This is a genomic window from Burkholderia cepacia, assembly GCF_029962485.1.
In the GTDB taxonomy this organism is placed as follows: Bacteria; Pseudomonadota; Gammaproteobacteria; order Burkholderiales; family Burkholderiaceae; genus Burkholderia.
Genome location: NZ_CP073637.1, coordinates 3,488,926 through 3,505,788 on the forward strand (window position 1 = coordinate 3,488,926; position 16,863 = coordinate 3,505,788).

Here is a 16,863-nt window from a genome sequence, read left to right on the forward strand (position 1 = left end):
TCGAGCTATTCGTACCCGAGCAAGAGGTTTCGCAAAATATTTTATACGACGCCTTCGGACGGCTTCTTGCCGAGCTCGACACCGAGCTGCTTGAGCTTGCGATACAGGTGCGTGCGCTCGAGGCCCGTCTTCTCCGCGACGCGCGTCATGCTGCCGTTTTCGCGCGCGAGGTGATATTCGAAGTACGCGCGCTCGAACGCATCGCGCGCTTCGCGCAACGGGATGTCGAACGGAATCGCGGCCGTCTGCCCCGCGAGGCCGAGTGCCACTGCCATGTCGTCGCCGAGCGTCGGCAGCGCTGCCGCGGACGCCACCGATGCAGGCCCCGCGGCCTGTCCGGCGCCGGCCTTCGCCGCCGCGTTGGCGGACATGGGCGCCGCGCCGCGTGCGAGACCGTGCTCGACCGACTTCAGCAGCTTCTGCAGTGCGATCGGCTTCTCGAGGAAATCGAGCGCGCCGATCTTGGTTGCCTCGACGGCCGTATCGATCGTCGCGTGCCCGGACATCATGATCACGGGCATCGTCAGCAGCCCCTGCGCCGCCCACTCCTTGAGCAAGGTCACGCCGTCGGTATCGGGCATCCAGATATCGAGCAGCACGAGATCGGGCGCCTGATTCAGCCGGTATTCCCGCGCGGCCTGCGCGTTCTCCGCTGCCTCGACGACATGTCCTTCATCGCTGAGGATCTCCGAGAGCAATTCCCGGATGCCCATTTCATCATCTACCACCAGGATGGTTGCCATTTACGCTGCCTTTGTCTGCTCACTTGCTTTTGTCTTAGCGGGGGCCGTCCCGCCCTGCACGCCCGATTCGGCGCCTGGCGCATCGCTCGCCATCTGCAGGAACAGGATCGACACCTGCGCACCCTCGACGGTCTCGCCGTGCATGCGATTGCGCAGATCGATCCGCGCGCCATGCTCGTCGACGATTTTCTTGACCGTGGCCAACCCGAGCCCCGTGCCCTTCGCCTTCGTCGTCACGTAAGGCTCGAACGCGCGGGTCAGAATGCGTGCCGGAAAACCGGGCCCGTTGTCGGACACGGTAAGACGTACCGCGACGCGCGTTTTGCCCTCGGCGTCGGGATCGCCATATTCTACTGTCTTGGTTTCGATCAACACACGCGGATGCGCAGACTCCGCGACCGAATCCTGCGCATTCTGCAGCAGGTTGTGAATCACCTGGCGCAGTTGCGTCGCGTCGCCGCGTATCACCGGCAGCGACGGCGCGAGCTCGGCGATGATCGGGTTCTTGCCTTCGCCGACACCATACAGCCCGAGCACCTCGCTCGCCAGTTCATTCAACTGCAGGTTCGCGAGCACCGCCGGCGGCGTGCGCGCGTATTCGCGGAAATCGTCGACCATCCGCTTCATCGCGGCGACCTGGTTCACGATCATCGTCGCGCCGCGCTTGAGCACATCCGCATCGGGCGGCGCGAGCTTGTCGGACAGCTTCATCTGCAGCCGCTCGGCCGACAGCTGGATCGGCGTCAACGGATTCTTGATCTCGTGCGCGAGCCGGCGCGCGACCTCGCCCCACGCGACCGACCGCTGCGCGGAAATCACGTCGGAGATGTCGTCGAACACGACGACGTAACCGGACGTCTGCGGATCGTCGGCCTGCCCCTCGACCGTCGACACGAGACGCGTGCCGCGCACGAGCAGCGTCAGCGGCTCGGTTTCGCCCGGCACCTCGATCGCGAACTGCTGCTGCCAGTGGCCGCGATCGCCGCTGCCGCCGTCGGACGCCGCCTCGCGATCGGCGAACGCCTTGCGCACCATCGCGCCGAACCCCGCCGCCACGCCGATCCGGTCGAGCGTCGTGCCGATCAGCGAGTTGAACGGCTGCCGGAAGATCCGCTCGGCGCCGCGATTGGCCGTCGTCAGCCTGAACTGGCGGTCGAGCACGAACACGCCGGCCGTCAGGTTCGCGAGGATACTTTCGAGATACGTCTTCGAATGCTCGAGCGCGACGCGGTTCTTCTCGACCGCGAGCCGCGCCTCGGACAACTGGCGCGTCATCGCGTTGAACGACTGCGTGAGGAAGCCGAGCTCGTCGCGCGTCTTGATCTCGCGCTTCGGCGTGTAGTCGCCTTCCGTGACTTCCTTCGTGCCCTGCGCGAGCAGGAACAGCGGCCGCGCGAGCTGCTGGCCGAGCGCGAGCGCGAGCATCATCGCGATGAAGGTCGCGAGGAACAGCGCGAGCGTCAGCGTGCCGATGTACATCTTGCGCAGCCCCGTGCGGCCGAGCGACTTTTCCTGGTACTCGCGATACGCGCGCTGCACGGCGTCCGCGTTGTGCGCGAGCGTAGGCGGCACCGGCTGCGTGAGCTGCAGGAAGCGCTCCGCCGGCTGCAGCAGCGACGTCGTCGCATCGGGAATCGGCCGCACGACGCGCAGCCGCAACGCGCCCTTCGCGCCATGCGCACGCGGGTCGCCGTCGACTTCGCCCTCGATCGCCGCGTACGCGCCGTGTTCGCGCGCCTGGCTCAGCATCAGCGGAGTCGGCAGGTCGTCCGGAATCAGCGCCGCGAAATTGCCCGACGCCTGCGCGACGATATGCAGGTCGGGCGCCGCGCCCGAGCCGCCGCGGCTCGGCTCGACGATCGTCGCGTCCTGCACGCCGAACTGGTCGCGCAGCCGCAGCAGCGTGAGCGTCGTGCCGTTCGTGTTCGCATCGACGCTCGCGAGCTGGTCGGACATCATCCGCGCCTTCGTCTGCAGGTCGGACAGCGACGCATCGAGCATCCCGCGGCCGAGGTTCAGGCCGGCCGTCAGCGCGGTCTCGACGTTCACGTCGAACCACGACTCGATACTGCGCGACACGAACTGGTACGACACGATGTAGATGATCCCGCCCGGCACCACGCCGACGAGCGCGAAGAACACCGCGAGCTTCGCGAGCAGCCGCGTGCCGAACTTGCCCTTCCTCAGGCGCACGACGATCATCCCGATCAGTCCGAGCACCACGAGCAGGAACACGAGCGCGACGACGATGTTCGTCGCGTACAGCCACGAGTAGTAGCGATCGAAGAATTCGGTGTTCGCGCTCGCGGCCGCGAGCAGCACGAGCAGCAACAGCGCGGTCAGCGCGACGGTCGAGACGATCACACGGACGAGGAGGCTCTTCCCGCTGGCCGCGCGGCGCACTTTATTTAGCACGTTCGGTCACCGTGAAAGTGAAGCGCTTCCAGTCCGACCCGAGCGTCCAGTCGCGGTTGTTCACGGCATCGACCTGGAACGGCTTCGGCATCAGCGCCGTATCGAGCTGCATCCGCACCGACGCCGTGTAGGTTTCACCCGAGCGCACCTGGTTGCGGTCGATCACGTGCCACGACGTGATGTGCCGGACGACCGCGAGCGCGTCCTTCAGCGACGGGAAACCGAGCTGCAGGCCGCCGGTCGATACGCGGTACTCGCGCGTGAGCGGCTGGAACGACAGGCGGATCGTCTGCGACACCGATACCGGCTGTTCGTCAAGCCAGTACCAGCGCGCGCGACTCAACTCGAAATCCGTCGTGAAATACACCGGAATGCCTTTGTTCACGGCATCCTCGAGGTTCGGATTCAGCTCGAAGTCGAAACGCGCGTCGAGGCTCCAGCCGCTTCCGTCGGACTGGAGCGACGCGCGCTGCACGGCGATCGATTCGGCATGCGCCGGCCGGACGACGGCCAGGCACAGCATCAACGCGACCAGCAAGACGGCCGCGAGCCGAAATGGAAAAAGGTGTTTGATCGTCACCGTTTCTGAAACCGCGCGTAGAAAAATCCGTCTTGATCGGTGTTCTGGTCGAGTGCGCCGGCGGCCGCCCGTCCCTGCACGCCGCCTGGCAGCAGCTGGCCGGGGGCGTCCAATCGTACCGCATCTTCACAGGCCGCTTCAAACCAGCGGGCCTGCAATTCGCCTTCCTCGGGGAAGATCGAACAGGTCACGTAAAGCAGCTCGCCGCCCGGCTTCACGAGCGGCCACAGCGCCGACAGGATGCGGCGCTGTTCCGCAACGAGCGCCGGAATGTCGGCCTCGCGGCGCAGCCAGCGAATGTCGGGGTGCCGCCGCACGATGCCGGACGCCGAGCACGGCACATCGGCGAGGATACGGTCGAACGGGCGCCCGTCGTACCACGCGTCGGGTGCACCTGCATCGCCGACGCACACGTTCGCTTCGAGCGACAGGCGCACGAGGTTTTCGCCGATGCGCGCCGCGCGCGTTGCGTCGCTTTCGAGCGCAACGACTTCCGCGTCAGCCAGTTCGAGAATGTGGCCGGTCTTGCCGCCGGGTGCCGCGCAGGCATCGAGCACGCGCATGCCGTCGCGCGCGTCGAGCCATTCGGCCGCGAGCTGCGCGCCGGCGTCCTGCACCGACACCACGCCGTCGGCGAAGCCGGGAATGCGCTCGACCGGCAGCGCCGACGCGAGCCGCACCGCGTGCCGGCCGATCGCGGTCGCTTCGATCCCGCTCGCGCGCAGCGTCTCGAGATACGCGTCGACGCTCGCGCGGCGCGCATTCACGCGCAGCGTCAACGGGCCCTGTCGTTCGCCGGCCGCGAGGATCGCCTGCCATGCATCGGGCCATGCGCGCTTCACCGCATCGACCCACCATGCGCGGTAATTCCACCGCGCGACCGGATCGTCCTGCATCGCCGCGACGAGGGCATCGCGCTCGCGCAGGAAACGGCGCAGCACCGCGTTGACCATGCCCTTCGCGAACGCGCATTCACGCCGCGCGCCGATGACGGTGACTGCCTGATCGACTACCGTGAATGCCGAATACGCGGCATCCTCCGCCGGGTCGAGCAGCAGCGCGAGCGCGCCGGCGAGCACCGCATGCACGTGCGCGGGCGGCGCCTTGCTGACGAGTTTGCCGATCAGCCAGTCCGCGCTGCCAAGGCGACGCATCGTCCGGTAGGCAACGTCCTGCGTCGCACCGCGCGCGAGCGCCTGCGCACCGGACTCCATCTGTGCGAATACCGCCGACAACGCTGCCGGCAGCGCAGTGCCGCGCCGTACCGCATCGACCGCCTGCGCGGCCGCGTCGAGCGCGAAGCCGAGCGAATCGGGCGCCAGATGCAGCGCGGCCAGTCGCGCAGGGCGGCCGGAGGAAGACGGAGCGGAAGAACGGGTTCGTGTCATCGGTACGGAATCGGCAATCAAACGCAGCAAGCAAATGCGGCAAACGGCAGGATCGCGACGGCCGCAAGGCCTCGCGATCCCAAATCGCGCATTGTAGCGTGCGACCACGCGGCCCCTTTGTCCCCTTTACGGCGCGCACAAATGAAACACCCCGCAGCGCGAAGCGTGCGGGGTGGCGTGCCGGACCCCGCGCGGCAACGGCCGCACGGTACGCCGGGGTTTAGTCGAAGCGACCGGTACGCGCCATCTCCATCAGGCGCGCGATGCGCTCCTCGGTGGCTGGGTGCGTCGAGAAAAGGTTCTGCAGACCGCCACCGTGCAGCGGGTTCATGATCATCATCTGCGCGGTGGCCGGATGGGCCTCGGCCGCCTGGAACGGGATACCCGCCGCATAGCGATGGATCTTGTCGAGCGCGGTCGCGAGCGACTGCGGATCGCCCGAAATCTGCGCGCCGCCGCGGTCGGCCTCGAACTCGCGTGCCCGCGAAATCGCCATCTGGATCAAGGCGCCTGCGATCGGCGCGAGCAGCGCGACCGCGATACCCGCGATTGGGTTGGCCGGCCGGCCGTTCTCGTCGCGCCCGCCGAAGAACATCGCGAAGTTCGCGATCGCCGAGATCGCGCCTGCCATCGTCGCGGTGATCGTCGAGATCAGGATGTCGCGGTGCTTCACGTGCGCAAGCTCGTGCGCCATCACGCCACGCATCTCGCGCTCCGACAGCACGCGCAGGATGCCCGTCGTCGCGGCGACCGCCGCGTGCTCGGGGTTGCGGCCCGTCGCGAACGCGTTCGGCGCGTCCTCGTTGATCAGGTAGACGCGCGGCATCGGCAGGTTCGCGCGCGTGGCCAGCTCGCGCACCATCCGGTAGAACTGCGGCGCCGAGTTCTCGTCGACTTCCTGCGCGTTGTACATGCGCAGCACCATCTTGTCCGAGAACCAGTAAGAGAAGAAATTCATGCCGAGCGCGAACAGCAGCGCGATCGTCATGCCCCGCGAGCCGCCGATCATGCCGCCGATCACGATGAACAGGGCCGTGATCGCGGCCATCAGCATCGCCGTTTTGACCCAATTGAACATACCCACTCCTTATCCGTCAGGGGACCCGCCGCGCATCACAGGGCGCGGCGGAAAATTGTAAGCGATTTGTTAGATAAGGTCTTGCCGGAAAAATTCAATCTCAGCGTTGCGATGTTGCAAGGCGCAGCCCGAGGCCGACGAACGCGCTGCCGACCGTGCGGTCGAGCCACTTCTTGACGCCCGGCTTGCCGGAAAAGCGCTGCGTGACGCTGCCCGCAACCCATGCGACCAGGCTCGTCCAGACCGTGCTCATCGCGACGAACACCGCGCCGAGGGTCAGGAACGCCCATGCCTTGTGCGGGCTGTCGGCCGACACGAACTGCGGGAAGAACGACACGAAGAACAGCACGACCTTCGGATTCAGCACGTTGGTCCAGAAGCCCTGCATGAACAGCTGGCGCAGCGGCTTGGCAGCCGTGGCCTGCGCGGCCTCGACGCCCGCCGGCGCCGCGGCCTGCTTCGTGATGATCATCCGCACGCCGAGATAGATCAGGTAGGCCGCGCCGACCAGCTTGATCACCGTGAACGCGGTGGCCGACGCCGCAAGCAGCGCGGTCAGGCCGAATGCGCACGCGAGCGCGTGAACGCAGCAGCCTGCCGAAATGCCGAATGCCGACATCAGCCCCGCGCCGCGGCCCTGCGCGACGCTGCGGCCGACGATGTAAGCCGTATCGGGGCCAGGCGTGACATTCAGCAAGAAAACCGCCAGGACGAAGAAACCGAAATGGGTGATGCCGAACATGAAAACCTCGAAACCGGAGAGCGCAGGGAAATTCTACGCGCGCCTGCCGCGCCGCGCGACTCGGCCGTCCGGCCAATTGTGCAGGGCCGGCAGGCCGTGTCGAATGACGGTCAGCCCGCGTCAGGCAACGTCGGGCAGCGCGAAACGCTGGCCTGCGGCGAGCGGCGAGCCGGCCAGGAATTCGCGCGCGGGCAGCCGTTTGCCGCCCGGCTTCTGCAACTGCGTGACGCGCAGCGCGCCGCTGCCGCATGCGACGACCACGCCTTCCGGCGCGGCGTCGACGATCGTGCCGGGCACCGCGTCGCCGCGCGCCGCCACGGGCTCGGCCGCCCACAGCTTGATCGCCGCGCCGTCGAGCGTCGCGACGCCGCCCGGGAACGGATCGAACGCACGCACCTGGCGCGCGAGCACGTCGGCCGGCTTGCGCCAGTCGAGCGCCGCCTCATGCTTGCCGATCTTTTCCGCATAGGTCACGCCATCGGCCGGCTGCGGCGTCGCCGGCAGCGTGCCGTCGCGCTCGAGCCGCACGAGCGCATCGACGATCAACCGCGCGCCATCGGCAGCGAGCCGGTCGTGCAGCGTCGCGGTCGTATCGTCGGCCGCGATCGCGATGCGTGCTTCCTCGATCATCGCACCGGTGTCGAGGCCGACGTCCATCTGCATCAGCGTGACGCCCGTCTCGGCGTCGCCGGCCTCGATCGCACGATGGATCGGCGCGGCGCCGCGCCAGCGCGGCAGCAGCGATGCATGGATGTTGATGCAACCGGCGCGCGGGATGTCGAGCACTTCCTGCGGCAGCAGCAGGCCGTAGGCGGCCACCACCATCACGTCGTGCGGCGTCGTGCGCAGCAGCTCGATCGCATCGGCCGCCTCGACCGGGTACTTGCCCGCGCGGCGCAACGACGGCGGCTGCGCGACGGGCATCCCGTGCTCGACGGCGTAGCGCTTCACGGCGCTCGCCTGCAGCTTCATCCCGCGCCCCGCAGGGCGATCGGGCTGGGTGAGCACGAGCGGCACCGGGAAACCGGCCTCGTGGATTGCGGCAAGGGCAGCCGCGGCAAATTCCGGCGTGCCGGCAAAAATCACGCGCAACGTATGGGTCATGACAGCGTTCGAGGTCGGGCAGGGCGAACGCGCGTTACATCGCGCGTTCGAGTTTCTTCATCTTCGTCTTGATGCGCGTCTGCTTGAGCGACGACAGGTATTCGACGAACACGCGCCCCATCAGGTGATCCATCTCGTGCTGGACGCACACGGCAAGCAAGCCTTCGCAGTCGAGCTCGAACGTCTCACCCTGCTCGTTGAGCGCGCGCACGCGCACGTGGTCGGGCCGCTCGACTTCGTCGTAGATGCCGGGCACCGACAGGCAGCCTTCTTCATAGATCTGCTTCGCGTCGCTCGACCACACGATCTCGGGGTTGATGAACGCGCGCAGTTCGTTCTTCTCCTCCGAGATGTCGATCACGATCACACGCTCGTGCACGTCGACCTGCGTGGCCGCAAGGCCGATGCCGGGCGCCGCGTACATGGTCTCGGCCATGTCGGCGACGAGCTTGCGGATCCGGTCGTCGACCTTGTCGACGGGCTTGGCGACCTTATGCAGCCGCTTGTCGGGGTAATGAAGAATATTGAGCAAAGCCATGGTGTTCGGTATTCGGTGGAGCGGCGTGCCGCATCGGCCATCCGGCCGACTGGTGCCGCCGCCGGGATGCAATGAAGATGAGGCGGATGCGTGGCGATTCAACGCCGCGGATCACGCCTCCTGCAATTGGCCGGGCGCTCGTGCGCACGGCCCTGTCGAGTATTTCGGATGATGAAAATTTTATCATGGCGCCACGCGGTCCGCTGGCCGCCGCATTCGAGGGCAGCCTCATGTCGCCGCAAGCGCTGACGCCGTCCGCGCTGCGCGCGTGGCTACAGCTCGCGCACGCACCCGGCCTCGCGCACGCCGTGCTGCAGCGCCTGCTCGATGCATTCGGCTCACCGGCCGCACTGTTGTGCGCCCCTGACCCGGCCATCGCCGCGGTGAGCTGCCCCGCCGCCGCACAAGCGGTTCGCGCGAGCGAGCGCGGCGATCTCGACGCACGCACCGACGCCGCGCTCGCGTGGCTCGAAGCGCCGGGCAATGCGCTGGTCACGCTCAACGATCCCGCCTACCCGCCGCGGCTGCGCGACCTGCACGATCCGCCGCCCCTGCTATATGTAAAGGGCCGGCTCGACCTGCTGCACGCACGCGGTCTCGCCGTGGTCGGCAGCCGGCACGCGACGCCGCAGGGGCTCGCCGACGCAACGGGCTTCGCGCGCGCGTTGTCCGACGCGGGGCTCTCGATCGTCTCGGGCCTCGCGCTCGGGATCGACGGCGCCGCGCATCGCGGCGGACTCGACGGCCGCTCGGGCACGGTCGCCGTCATCGCGACGGGCGCCGATCTCGTCTATCCGGCGCGGCATCGCGCACTCGCGCACGAGATCGCCGCGCACGGTGCGATCGTGTCGGAATGGCCGCTCGGCACACCGGCCCGTGCCGCGCATTTCCCGCAGCGCAATCGCCTGATCGCCGCACTGGCGATCGGCACGCTCGTCGTCGAGGCCGCGCCGCGCTCCGGCTCGCTGATCACCGCACGGCTCGCGAACGAACTGGGGCGCGATGTATTCGCGGTGCCGGGCTCGATCCACGCACCGCTCGCGCAGGGCTGCCACGCGCTGATCCGCGACGGCGCGAAGCTCACGGCGGCGCCGCTCGATGTGCTCGAAGAGTACGGGCTGGCCGAACCGGCCGCGTGTGCAACCAGCCGCCCGGCTCCCGCCGGGCATCCCGGCACCAACACCGGCGGCATCCGCACAAGCGACGCTCCCGGCGCCGGGCAGGCGAATCCCGCCGTTCCGGCCGCCACGTCGGCCCGAATCGACGCCCCGCCGCCGGGCGCCGCGTCCGAGCAGGCCGTGCTGGCCGCATTGGGATACGGCCCCGTTACCTACGAATGGCTCGCCGAACGCAGCGGCCTGTCCGACGACGTGCTGCATGGCGCGTTGCTGGCGCTGGAGTTGGCCGGTCGCGTCGCCAGCCTCCCTGGCGGACGCTTCGCGCGGCTTGACGCCACGCCCACCCCGGCCGCGCACGGCGTGCTACATTCCCCGCCATAGGGGCGGCCAAGCCGCCGACGATATTCAAGGAATTCCATGCCCGCGCTGAATCTCGACACCGATGCGGATCGGATCGCCGAGCGCCTCGCCGATCCCGGCACGTTGCTCGTCGCCTGCCTGTGCGCCGAGTGGTGCGGCACGTGCCGCGACTACCGGACGGCCTTCGACCAGCTCGCCGACGCGCATCCGGACGCCTGTTTCGCCTGGATCGACATCGAAACGCATGCCGACCAGCTCGACGATCTCGACGTCGAGAACTTCCCGACGATCCTGATCGAGGATGCCAACACCGCACGCTTCTTCGGCACGGTGCTGCCGCACGCGGCGATCGTCGAGCGGATGCTGTCCGACCTGAGCGCGGTGCCCGGCTCGCCGCACGCACCGAAATTGCGCAACGTCCTGATCGTCGAAGCCTGAATTCGCAGGCCGGCGCGGCGGTTTTGCGCGTGTTCGCGCGCCCCGCCGCGGCGGGCGCTTGCCGCCGTTGCAGCCCCCCTCTATGATGAGCCGCTTTTTACACGCTGAGCCGCCGTCGCTGCGGCGTGTGCTATAAAGCGGTCGTAAAAGGGACCCACAACCGGCGAACCCGGTCTACCAACACACACCTGTCATGTCCAAAGCACTGATCATTGCGGAAAAGCCTTCTGTCGCGAACGACATCGCACGCGCTTTGGGCGGCTTTACCAAGCATGACGAGTATTACGAGAGCGACGATTTCGTCCTTTCGTCCGCTGTCGGCCACCTGCTGGAAATCGCCGCCCCGGAAGAGTACGAGGTCAAGCGCGGGAAATGGAGCTTCGCGCATCTGCCCGTCATCCCCCCGCATTTCGACCTGAACCCGATCGCAAAAAGCGAGTCGCGCCTCAAGGTGCTCACGAAGCTGATGAAGCGCAAGGACGTCGACCGACTGATCAACGCATGTGACGCGGGGCGCGAGGGCGAGCTGATTTTCCGCCTGATCGCGCAGCACGCGAAGGCGAAGCAGCCGGTCCAACGCCTGTGGCTCCAATCGATGACCCCGCAGGCGATCCGCGACGGTTTCGCGAACCTGCGCAGCGACACCGACATGCAGCCGCTCGCCGACGCCGCACGCTGCCGCTCGGAAGCCGACTGGCTCGTCGGGATCAACGGCACCCGCGCGATGACCGCGTTCAACAGCAAGGGCGGCGGCTTCTTCCTGACGACCGTCGGTCGCGTTCAGACGCCAACGCTGTCGATCGTCGTCGAACGTGAAGAGAAAATCCGTCGCTTCATCCCGCGCGACTACTGGGAAGTGAAGGCCGAATTCGCGTGCGCGGGCGGCTTCTACGAAGGCAAGTGGTACGACCCGAAATTCAAGCGCGACGAATTCGATCCGGAGAAACGTGACTCCCGCCTGTGGAGCCTGCCTGCCGCCGAAACGATCGTCGCCGCATGCCGCGACCAGATCGGCACGGTGTCCGAGGAATCGAAGCCGTCGACACAGCTGTCGCCGCTGCTGTTCGACCTGACGAGCCTGCAGCGCGAGGCGAACGGCCGCTTCGGCTTCTCCGCGAAGAACACGCTCGGTCTCGCGCAGGCGCTGTATGAAAAGCACAAGGTACTGACCTACCCGCGTACCGACGCGCGCGCGCTGCCGGAAGACTACCTGTCGACGGTCGAGTCCACGCTCGAGATGCTCAAGGAAAGCAACAACTACCTGCCGCATGCGAAGCAGGTGCTCGACAAGGGCTGGGTGAAGCCGAACAAGCGGATCTTCGACAACTCGAAGATCAGCGACCACTTTGCAATCATCCCGACGCTGCAGGCGCCGAAGGCGCTGTCCGAGCCCGAGCAGAAGCTGTACGACCTGGTCGTGAAGCGCTTCCTCGCGGTGTTCTTCCCGGCCGCGGAATTCCGCGTCACGACGCGGATCACCGAAGTCGCCGGCCATCACTTCAAGACCGAAGGCAAGGTGCTCGTCGAGCCGGGCTGGCTGCAGGTATACGGCCGCGACGCCGAAGGCGCGGACGCGAATCTCGTGCCGGTGCAGAAGGACGAGAAGGTGAAGACGGACGAGATCGCTGCGGTCGCACTCGTGACGAAACCGCCCGCCCGCTACTCGGAAGCGACGCTGCTGTCCGCGATGGAAGGCGCGGGCAAGCTGGTCGAGGACGACGAGCTGCGCGAAGCGATGGCCGCGAAGGGCCTCGGCACGCCGGCCACGCGCGCGGCGATCATCGAAGGCCTGCTCGGCGAGAAATACCTGCTGCGCGAGGGTCGCGAAATGATCCCGACCGCGAAGGCATTCCAGCTGATGACGCTGTTGCGCGGGCTCGGCGTGAAGGAACTGACCGCGCCGGAGCTCACCGGCGAATGGGAATACAAGTTGTCGCAGATGGAGCGCGGCAACCTCGGGCGCGACGCGTTCATGCAGGAAATCGCCCGCATGACGCAGCAGATCGTCAAGCGCGCGAAGGAATACGATTCCGACACGATCCCCGGCGACTACGCGACGCTCGAGACGCCGTGCCCGAACTGCGGCGGCCAGGTGAAGGAAAACTACCGCCGCTTCGCGTGCACGAAGTGCGAGTTCTCGATCTCGAAGATCCCGGGCAGCCGGCAGTTCGAGATCCCGGAAGTCGAGGAGCTGCTGCAGAAGAAGGAAATCGGGCCGCTGTCCGGGTTCCGCAGCAAGATGGGCCGCCCGTTCTCGGCGATCCTCAAGCTGTCCTTCGACGACGAGACGAAGAACTACAAGCTCGAGTTCGATTTCGGCCAGGACCAGGGCGGCGAGGATGGCGAAGCGCCCGACTTCTCCGCGCAGGAGCCGGTCGGCGCATGCCCGAAGTGCAAGGGCCGCGTATTCGAGCACGGGATGAGCTACGTGTGCGAACACTCGGTGGCGAACCCGAAGACCTGCGACTTCCGCTCGGGCAAGGTGATCCTGCAGCAGGAAATCACGCGCGAGCAGATGGGCAAGCTGCTGGCCGACGGCCGCACGGATCTGCTGCCGAACTTCAAGTCGTCGCGTACCGGCCGCAACTTCAAGGCGTTCCTCGTGAAGCAGCCGGATGGCAAGATCGGCTTCGAGTTCGAAAAGAAGGAGCCGAAGGCCGCCGCCGCGAAGAAGACGGCAAAATCGGCGACGAAGGACGCCGAAACCGTGACGGAAGGCGCAGAAGAGAAACCGGCGCCGGCCCGCAAGACCGCCGCGAAGACCGCAGCCACCAAGACGGCCGCCCGCAAGACGACGGCGCGCAAAACGGGTTCGTAACGGCCCGGCCGCCGGGGCCTCCCCCCGGCGCGTCAGGCTTCATCACGCAGCCAATAAAAAAACGCGGATCGATCGCTCGATCCGCGTTTTTTCTTTGTGCCGACGGCAACCGCCGCCCGGCCGCCGCGCCGTTACAGCGGCGACGGCACCGCAACGCGCGTGCGCGGCGAACGCGGCAGGCGCGGCGACAGGTTCGGGTCGGCCGCTTCCGGCTGCTCGGCGCGGGTTTCGACGCCGATCGGCGCGAGCACCGAACTCTGCGCGGCCCACTGCTCGCCGATCATCGCGTCGGTCGAATGGCTGAAATGCTCGACGAGGTGGTCGATGAACGTGCGCACCTTCGCCGGCAGATGGCGCCGGCTCGGATACGCGATGTTGATCTCGACCTGCGGCAGCCGAAAATCCGGTAGCAGCCGCACGAGCGCGCCGCGCGCGATGTCGCTGCCGATCAGGTAGCTCGGCAGGATCGCGACGCCCATCCCGAGCAGCGCGAACTGGCGCAGCATCGCGGTGTTGTTCGCGACGATCACGTTGGTCGGGCGCACGCGCACTTCGCCGTCCGGCCCCGTGAACACGCGCTCGTCGCCCCAGTATTCGGTCGGCAGGCTCAGGCTCGGGTGCTCGGCGAGCTGTTCCGGATGCGTCGGCACGCCGTGCTTCTCCAGATAGCTCGGCGTCGCGCACACGGTCATGCAACCGGTGGTCAGGCGCCGTGTGACGATGCTCGCGCTGCGCATCTGGCGCGTGACGACGATGCCGACGTCGAAGCCTTCCTCGACGAGATCGACCTGCCGGTCGACCAGCGTGAGATCCGGCACCACTTTCGGGAAATTCTCCGTGTACGACTGCAGCACGGGTGCGAGGTTGTGCAGGCCGAACACGACCGGCGCGACGATGCGCAGCGTGCCGACCGGCTCGTGATTGCGTGCGACGACCATCTGCTCGACGTCCTCGAGCTCATCGAGGATCTGGCGGGCACGCTCCAGATAGACCTGACCCGACTCCGTCAGGGAGAGGCTGCGCGTGGTGCGATTCAGCAAGCGCGTGCCAAGCCGGCCTTCCAGGTCGGCGACGTGGCGCGTCGCGACCGCGTTGGAGATATCCATTGCGCTCGCGGCCCGCGCGAAACTGCCGAGATCTGCAACCTTGACGAATACGCGCATCGACTGCAAGTGATCCATAAACGACTCCTGCCGCTAGTACAACTTCAAAAAGATGAAGCAAATGCGTAATTCTCCTACGACAGCGGAAATGATGCAGAGTTGCTCAGCAAGGGGCCGGTTGGCGATAAAAATAGTCAAAAATCCTCGCCCTTCGTGGATAGATGATCCAATTATTCTGATTGGAGCAACAATTGGGTGAACCTCGTCGAGTAAGTAGCCGAATCAGGAAAGACGTGTTTGATGCGACACAACAGCGCACCCTAGCGCCCCGCACGCGAGCGGCGCCGGATCAGGCTCCCGCCAATTGCGGCGGAGCGTAACAACCTGTTAAAAAGACACCAAGAAGGCGGCCGGCGTAGCATCATGTCGGCCCCGGCCGGGCGGGACGGGTGCGCGACGTGCGCCGCCGCCACTGCCGCTTTCAACGCGCGACACCCGTTCACCATGAAAATTGCCATCCTCGACGACTACCAGGACGCCGTCCGCAAGCTGAACTGCTTCGAGATGCTTGCCGGCCACGACGTGAAGGTCTTCAACAATACGGTGCGCGGCCTGGGACAGCTCGCAAGCCGCCTGGCGGAAGTCGAGGCGCTCGTGCTGATTCGTGAACGGACCCCGATTTCTTCGCAACTGCTCGCCAAGCTGCCGAACCTGCGCATGATCAGCCAGACCGGCCGCGTGTCGAGCCACATCGATCTGGAAGCCTGTACCGACCGCGGCATCGCGGTGCTCGAAGGCACGGGTTCGCCGGTCGCTCCCGCCGAGCTGACGTGGGCGCTCGTGATGGCGGCCCAGCGCCGCATTCCGCAGTACGTCGCAAACCTGAAGCAGGGCGCCTGGCAGCAATCGGGCCTGAAGACGTCGGCCATGCCGCCGAACTTCGGTCTCGGCCAGGTGCTGCGCGGCCAGACGCTCGGCATCTGGGGCTACGGCAAGATCGGCCGGCTCGTCGCCGGCTACGGCAAGGCCTTCGGGATGAACGTGCTGATCTGGGGCCGTGAGCATTCGCTCGAAGCCGCGCGCGCCGATGGCTACACGGCGGCCGAGAGCCGCGAAGCGCTGTTCGAGCAGAGCGACGTGCTGTCGCTGCATCTGCGCATGCACGACGACACGCGCGGGATCGTGAAGCAGGAAGACCTGATGCGGATGAAGCCGACGTCGCTGCTCGTCAACACGAGCCGCGCCGAGCTGCTCGAGGAAAACGCGCTCGTCAACGCGCTGTCGCACAACCGTCCGGGGATGGTCGCGATCGACGTGTTCGAGAGCGAGCCGATCCTGCAGGGCTACAGCCTGCTGCGCATGGAAAACGTGATCTGCACGCCGCACATCGGCTACGTCGAACGCGAAAGCTACGAGCTTTACTTCAGCGCGGCGTTCCGCAACATCCTCGCGTTCGACGACGGCGACATGTCGAGCGTCGCCAACCCCGAAGCGCTGACGCCGATCCGCAAGCGCTGATCGCACGGGCTGCGCGCACCGCGCTGCCCTGCTCCTTCCTGCCCGATCGTCAGGCGGCCACGCGGCCGCCCGTCATCGCGCCGACGCGCGTGAGGAAATGCTCGCCGTCGCGCCGCCCGAGATCGTACGCATGCCGCATCTGCGACGGGCTCGTGTAATCCCAGCTCGAAATCGGCACCTTGCTCGACGGCTGCACATACAGCCGCCGCTGGTCGCCGTGCGCGACCGTGAACATCTGCGGACGCGGATACAGCCGCGTGACGAGCACCAGCACGTCGCCCGGCGACGGGTCGAGCGCGTCGACCGGCACGTTGTCGACCATTCCACCGTCGAGCACGGGCCGGCCACCGCGACGCAAGACCGGCGTGAACGGCGGCGTACAGGACGACTGCAGGATCAGGTCGGCAAGCTCGTCGACTCGCGTACACGCCTGCGCACGCACGAATTCGGGCCGAAAGCCGAGCGTGCGCCCGAGCGTCGGGTGCAGCGTCTTGCGCACGTATTTCTCGATGTTGTACGCGACGAGACCGGCGGCGACCGCGCTGCGCGCGCCGAGCCAGCGCGGCACGTGCGACACGCCGATGCGGATCTCCGGCGCGTCGGCCAGCTTCGCAAACGGCTCGCCGTAGATGTCGAGCAATGCCTGGCGATAGATCCGGTAATGCGGAAACACGGGCTCGCGCCCGAACAGGTTGCCCCAGTACGCATTCTTCCGGTTGTGGCGCAGCGCTTCTTCGTAATAGCGCATCACCCACGCGGCGTCGCGCGTATACAGCATGCACGCTGTCGCCGCGCCGGCCGAGATGCCGGTGATCACGCGCGGGCGCAGGTCGAGCGCCGGCCGCGCGATGTCCCAGAAGCCGGCCTGCCACCAGCAGCGATTGCCGCCGCCCGCAAAAACGATCTGGTCGAACATCGCG

14 protein-coding genes are annotated in these 16,863 nt (G+C 67.0%); 4 read left to right on the forward strand and 10 right to left on the reverse strand.

Going from position 1 to position 16,863, the window contains the following annotated elements; translation table 11 throughout:
- Nucleotides 1-41: 41 nt before the first annotated feature.
- The 8 genes from esaR to def all read right to left on the reverse strand — a co-directional run bounded on the left by esaR (nucleotide 42) and on the right by def (nucleotide 8,588).
- The gene (gene esaR, locus KEC55_RS16275) at nucleotides 42-743 is read right to left on the reverse strand and encodes a response regulator transcription factor EsaR (protein WP_176050815.1); all 702 of its coding nucleotides are present in this window, start codon (nucleotides 741-743) and stop codon (nucleotides 42-44) included.
- A complete protein-coding gene (gene esaS, locus KEC55_RS16280; RefSeq protein ID WP_282506211.1) occupies nucleotides 744-3,158 on the reverse strand; it encodes a sensor histidine kinase EsaS in 2,415 nt (804 codons plus the stop codon).
- Nucleotides 3,148-3,738, reverse strand: a complete 591-nt coding sequence (locus KEC55_RS16285; RefSeq protein WP_176050817.1) for a DUF4390 domain-containing protein — start codon at nucleotides 3,736-3,738, stop codon at nucleotides 3,148-3,150. Before KEC55_RS16285 ends, esaS begins: the two co-directional genes overlap by 11 nt.
- Nucleotides 3,735-5,126: a 16S rRNA (cytosine(967)-C(5))-methyltransferase RsmB gene (gene rsmB, locus KEC55_RS16290; RefSeq protein WP_282506212.1), complete on the reverse strand. Its 1,392-nt coding sequence runs from the start codon at nucleotides 5,124-5,126 to the stop codon at nucleotides 3,735-3,737. Before rsmB ends, KEC55_RS16285 begins: the two co-directional genes overlap by 4 nt.
- A gap of 220 nt (nucleotides 5,127-5,346) precedes the next feature.
- The gene (gene htpX, locus KEC55_RS16295) at nucleotides 5,347-6,204 is read right to left on the reverse strand and encodes a zinc metalloprotease HtpX (RefSeq protein WP_176050819.1); all 858 of its coding nucleotides are present in this window, start codon (nucleotides 6,202-6,204) and stop codon (nucleotides 5,347-5,349) included.
- A gap of 100 nt (nucleotides 6,205-6,304) precedes the next feature.
- The gene (locus KEC55_RS16300) at nucleotides 6,305-6,946 is read right to left on the reverse strand and encodes a LysE family translocator (protein WP_282506213.1); all 642 of its coding nucleotides are present in this window, start codon (nucleotides 6,944-6,946) and stop codon (nucleotides 6,305-6,307) included.
- Between the two features lie 120 nt (nucleotides 6,947-7,066).
- Entirely contained in the window at nucleotides 7,067-8,050 is a 984-nt protein-coding gene (gene fmt / locus KEC55_RS16305) for a methionyl-tRNA formyltransferase (protein ID WP_282506214.1), read from the reverse strand.
- A gap of 34 nt (nucleotides 8,051-8,084) precedes the next feature.
- Entirely contained in the window at nucleotides 8,085-8,588 is a 504-nt protein-coding gene (gene def, locus KEC55_RS16310; protein ID WP_176050823.1) for a peptide deformylase, read from the reverse strand.
- A gap of 185 nt (nucleotides 8,589-8,773) precedes the next feature.
- Between def and dprA the strand changes: the two genes are divergently transcribed.
- The 3 genes from dprA (at nucleotide 8,774) to KEC55_RS16325 (ending at nucleotide 13,322) form a co-directional block, all read left to right on the forward strand.
- The gene (dprA, locus tag KEC55_RS16315) at nucleotides 8,774-10,087 is read left to right on the forward strand and encodes a DNA-processing protein DprA (RefSeq protein ID WP_282506215.1); all 1,314 of its coding nucleotides are present in this window, start codon (nucleotides 8,774-8,776) and stop codon (nucleotides 10,085-10,087) included.
- A 36-nt stretch (nucleotides 10,088-10,123) separates the two neighbouring features.
- On the forward strand, nucleotides 10,124-10,504 hold the full coding sequence (locus KEC55_RS16320) for a thioredoxin family protein (protein ID WP_282506216.1): 381 nt from the start codon (nucleotides 10,124-10,126) through the stop codon (nucleotides 10,502-10,504).
- Between the two features lie 193 nt (nucleotides 10,505-10,697).
- Nucleotides 10,698-13,322 carry a DNA topoisomerase III gene (locus KEC55_RS16325; protein WP_282506217.1) on the forward strand — a complete coding sequence of 875 codons (2,625 nt, stop codon included), beginning with the start codon at nucleotides 10,698-10,700 and terminating at the stop codon, nucleotides 13,320-13,322.
- 131 nt (nucleotides 13,323-13,453) lie between these two features.
- Here KEC55_RS16325 and KEC55_RS16330 read toward each other — a convergent pair whose 3' ends face one another.
- The gene (locus KEC55_RS16330; protein WP_282506218.1) at nucleotides 13,454-14,503 is read right to left on the reverse strand and encodes a LysR family transcriptional regulator; all 1,050 of its coding nucleotides are present in this window, start codon (nucleotides 14,501-14,503) and stop codon (nucleotides 13,454-13,456) included.
- A 426-nt stretch (nucleotides 14,504-14,929) separates the two neighbouring features.
- On the opposite strand from KEC55_RS16330, the gene KEC55_RS16335 reads away from it, so the two are divergent.
- On the forward strand, nucleotides 14,930-15,943 hold the full coding sequence (locus KEC55_RS16335; protein WP_027788844.1) for a D-2-hydroxyacid dehydrogenase family protein: 1,014 nt from the start codon (nucleotides 14,930-14,932) through the stop codon (nucleotides 15,941-15,943).
- 49 nt (nucleotides 15,944-15,992) lie between these two features.
- On the opposite strand, the gene KEC55_RS16340 is transcribed toward KEC55_RS16335, so the two are convergent.
- A complete protein-coding gene (locus KEC55_RS16340; protein WP_282506219.1) occupies nucleotides 15,993-16,859 on the reverse strand; it encodes a patatin-like phospholipase family protein in 867 nt (288 codons plus the stop codon).
- Nucleotides 16,860-16,863 lie beyond the last annotated feature (4 nt).

Coding starts and splice junctions, on each gene's coding strand:
- esaR (WP_176050815.1), bottom strand. CDS start 743: ATGGCAACCATCCTGGTGGTAGATGATGAAATGGGCATCCGGGAATTG.
- rsmB (WP_282506212.1), bottom strand. CDS start 5,126: ATGACACGAACCCGTTCTTCCGCTCCGTCTTCCTCCGGCCGCCCTGCG.
- htpX (WP_176050819.1), bottom strand. CDS start 6,204: ATGTTCAATTGGGTCAAAACGGCGATGCTGATGGCCGCGATCACGGCC.
- KEC55_RS16300 (WP_282506213.1), bottom strand. CDS start 6,946: ATGTTCGGCATCACCCATTTCGGTTTCTTCGTCCTGGCGGTTTTCTTG.
- fmt (WP_282506214.1), bottom strand. CDS start 8,050: ATGACCCATACGTTGCGCGTGATTTTTGCCGGCACGCCGGAATTTGCC.
- def (WP_176050823.1), bottom strand. CDS start 8,588: ATGGCTTTGCTCAATATTCTTCATTACCCCGACAAGCGGCTGCATAAG.
- dprA (WP_282506215.1), top strand. CDS start 8,774: ATGGCGCCACGCGGTCCGCTGGCCGCCGCATTCGAGGGCAGCCTCATG.
- KEC55_RS16320 (WP_282506216.1), top strand. CDS start 10,124: ATGCCCGCGCTGAATCTCGACACCGATGCGGATCGGATCGCCGAGCGC.
- KEC55_RS16325 (WP_282506217.1), top strand. CDS start 10,698: ATGTCCAAAGCACTGATCATTGCGGAAAAGCCTTCTGTCGCGAACGAC.
- KEC55_RS16330 (WP_282506218.1), bottom strand. CDS start 14,503: ATGGATCACTTGCAGTCGATGCGCGTATTCGTCAAGGTTGCAGATCTC.
- KEC55_RS16335 (WP_027788844.1), top strand. CDS start 14,930: ATGAAAATTGCCATCCTCGACGACTACCAGGACGCCGTCCGCAAGCTG.
- KEC55_RS16340 (WP_282506219.1), bottom strand. CDS start 16,859: ATGTTCGACCAGATCGTTTTTGCGGGCGGCGGCAATCGCTGCTGGTGG.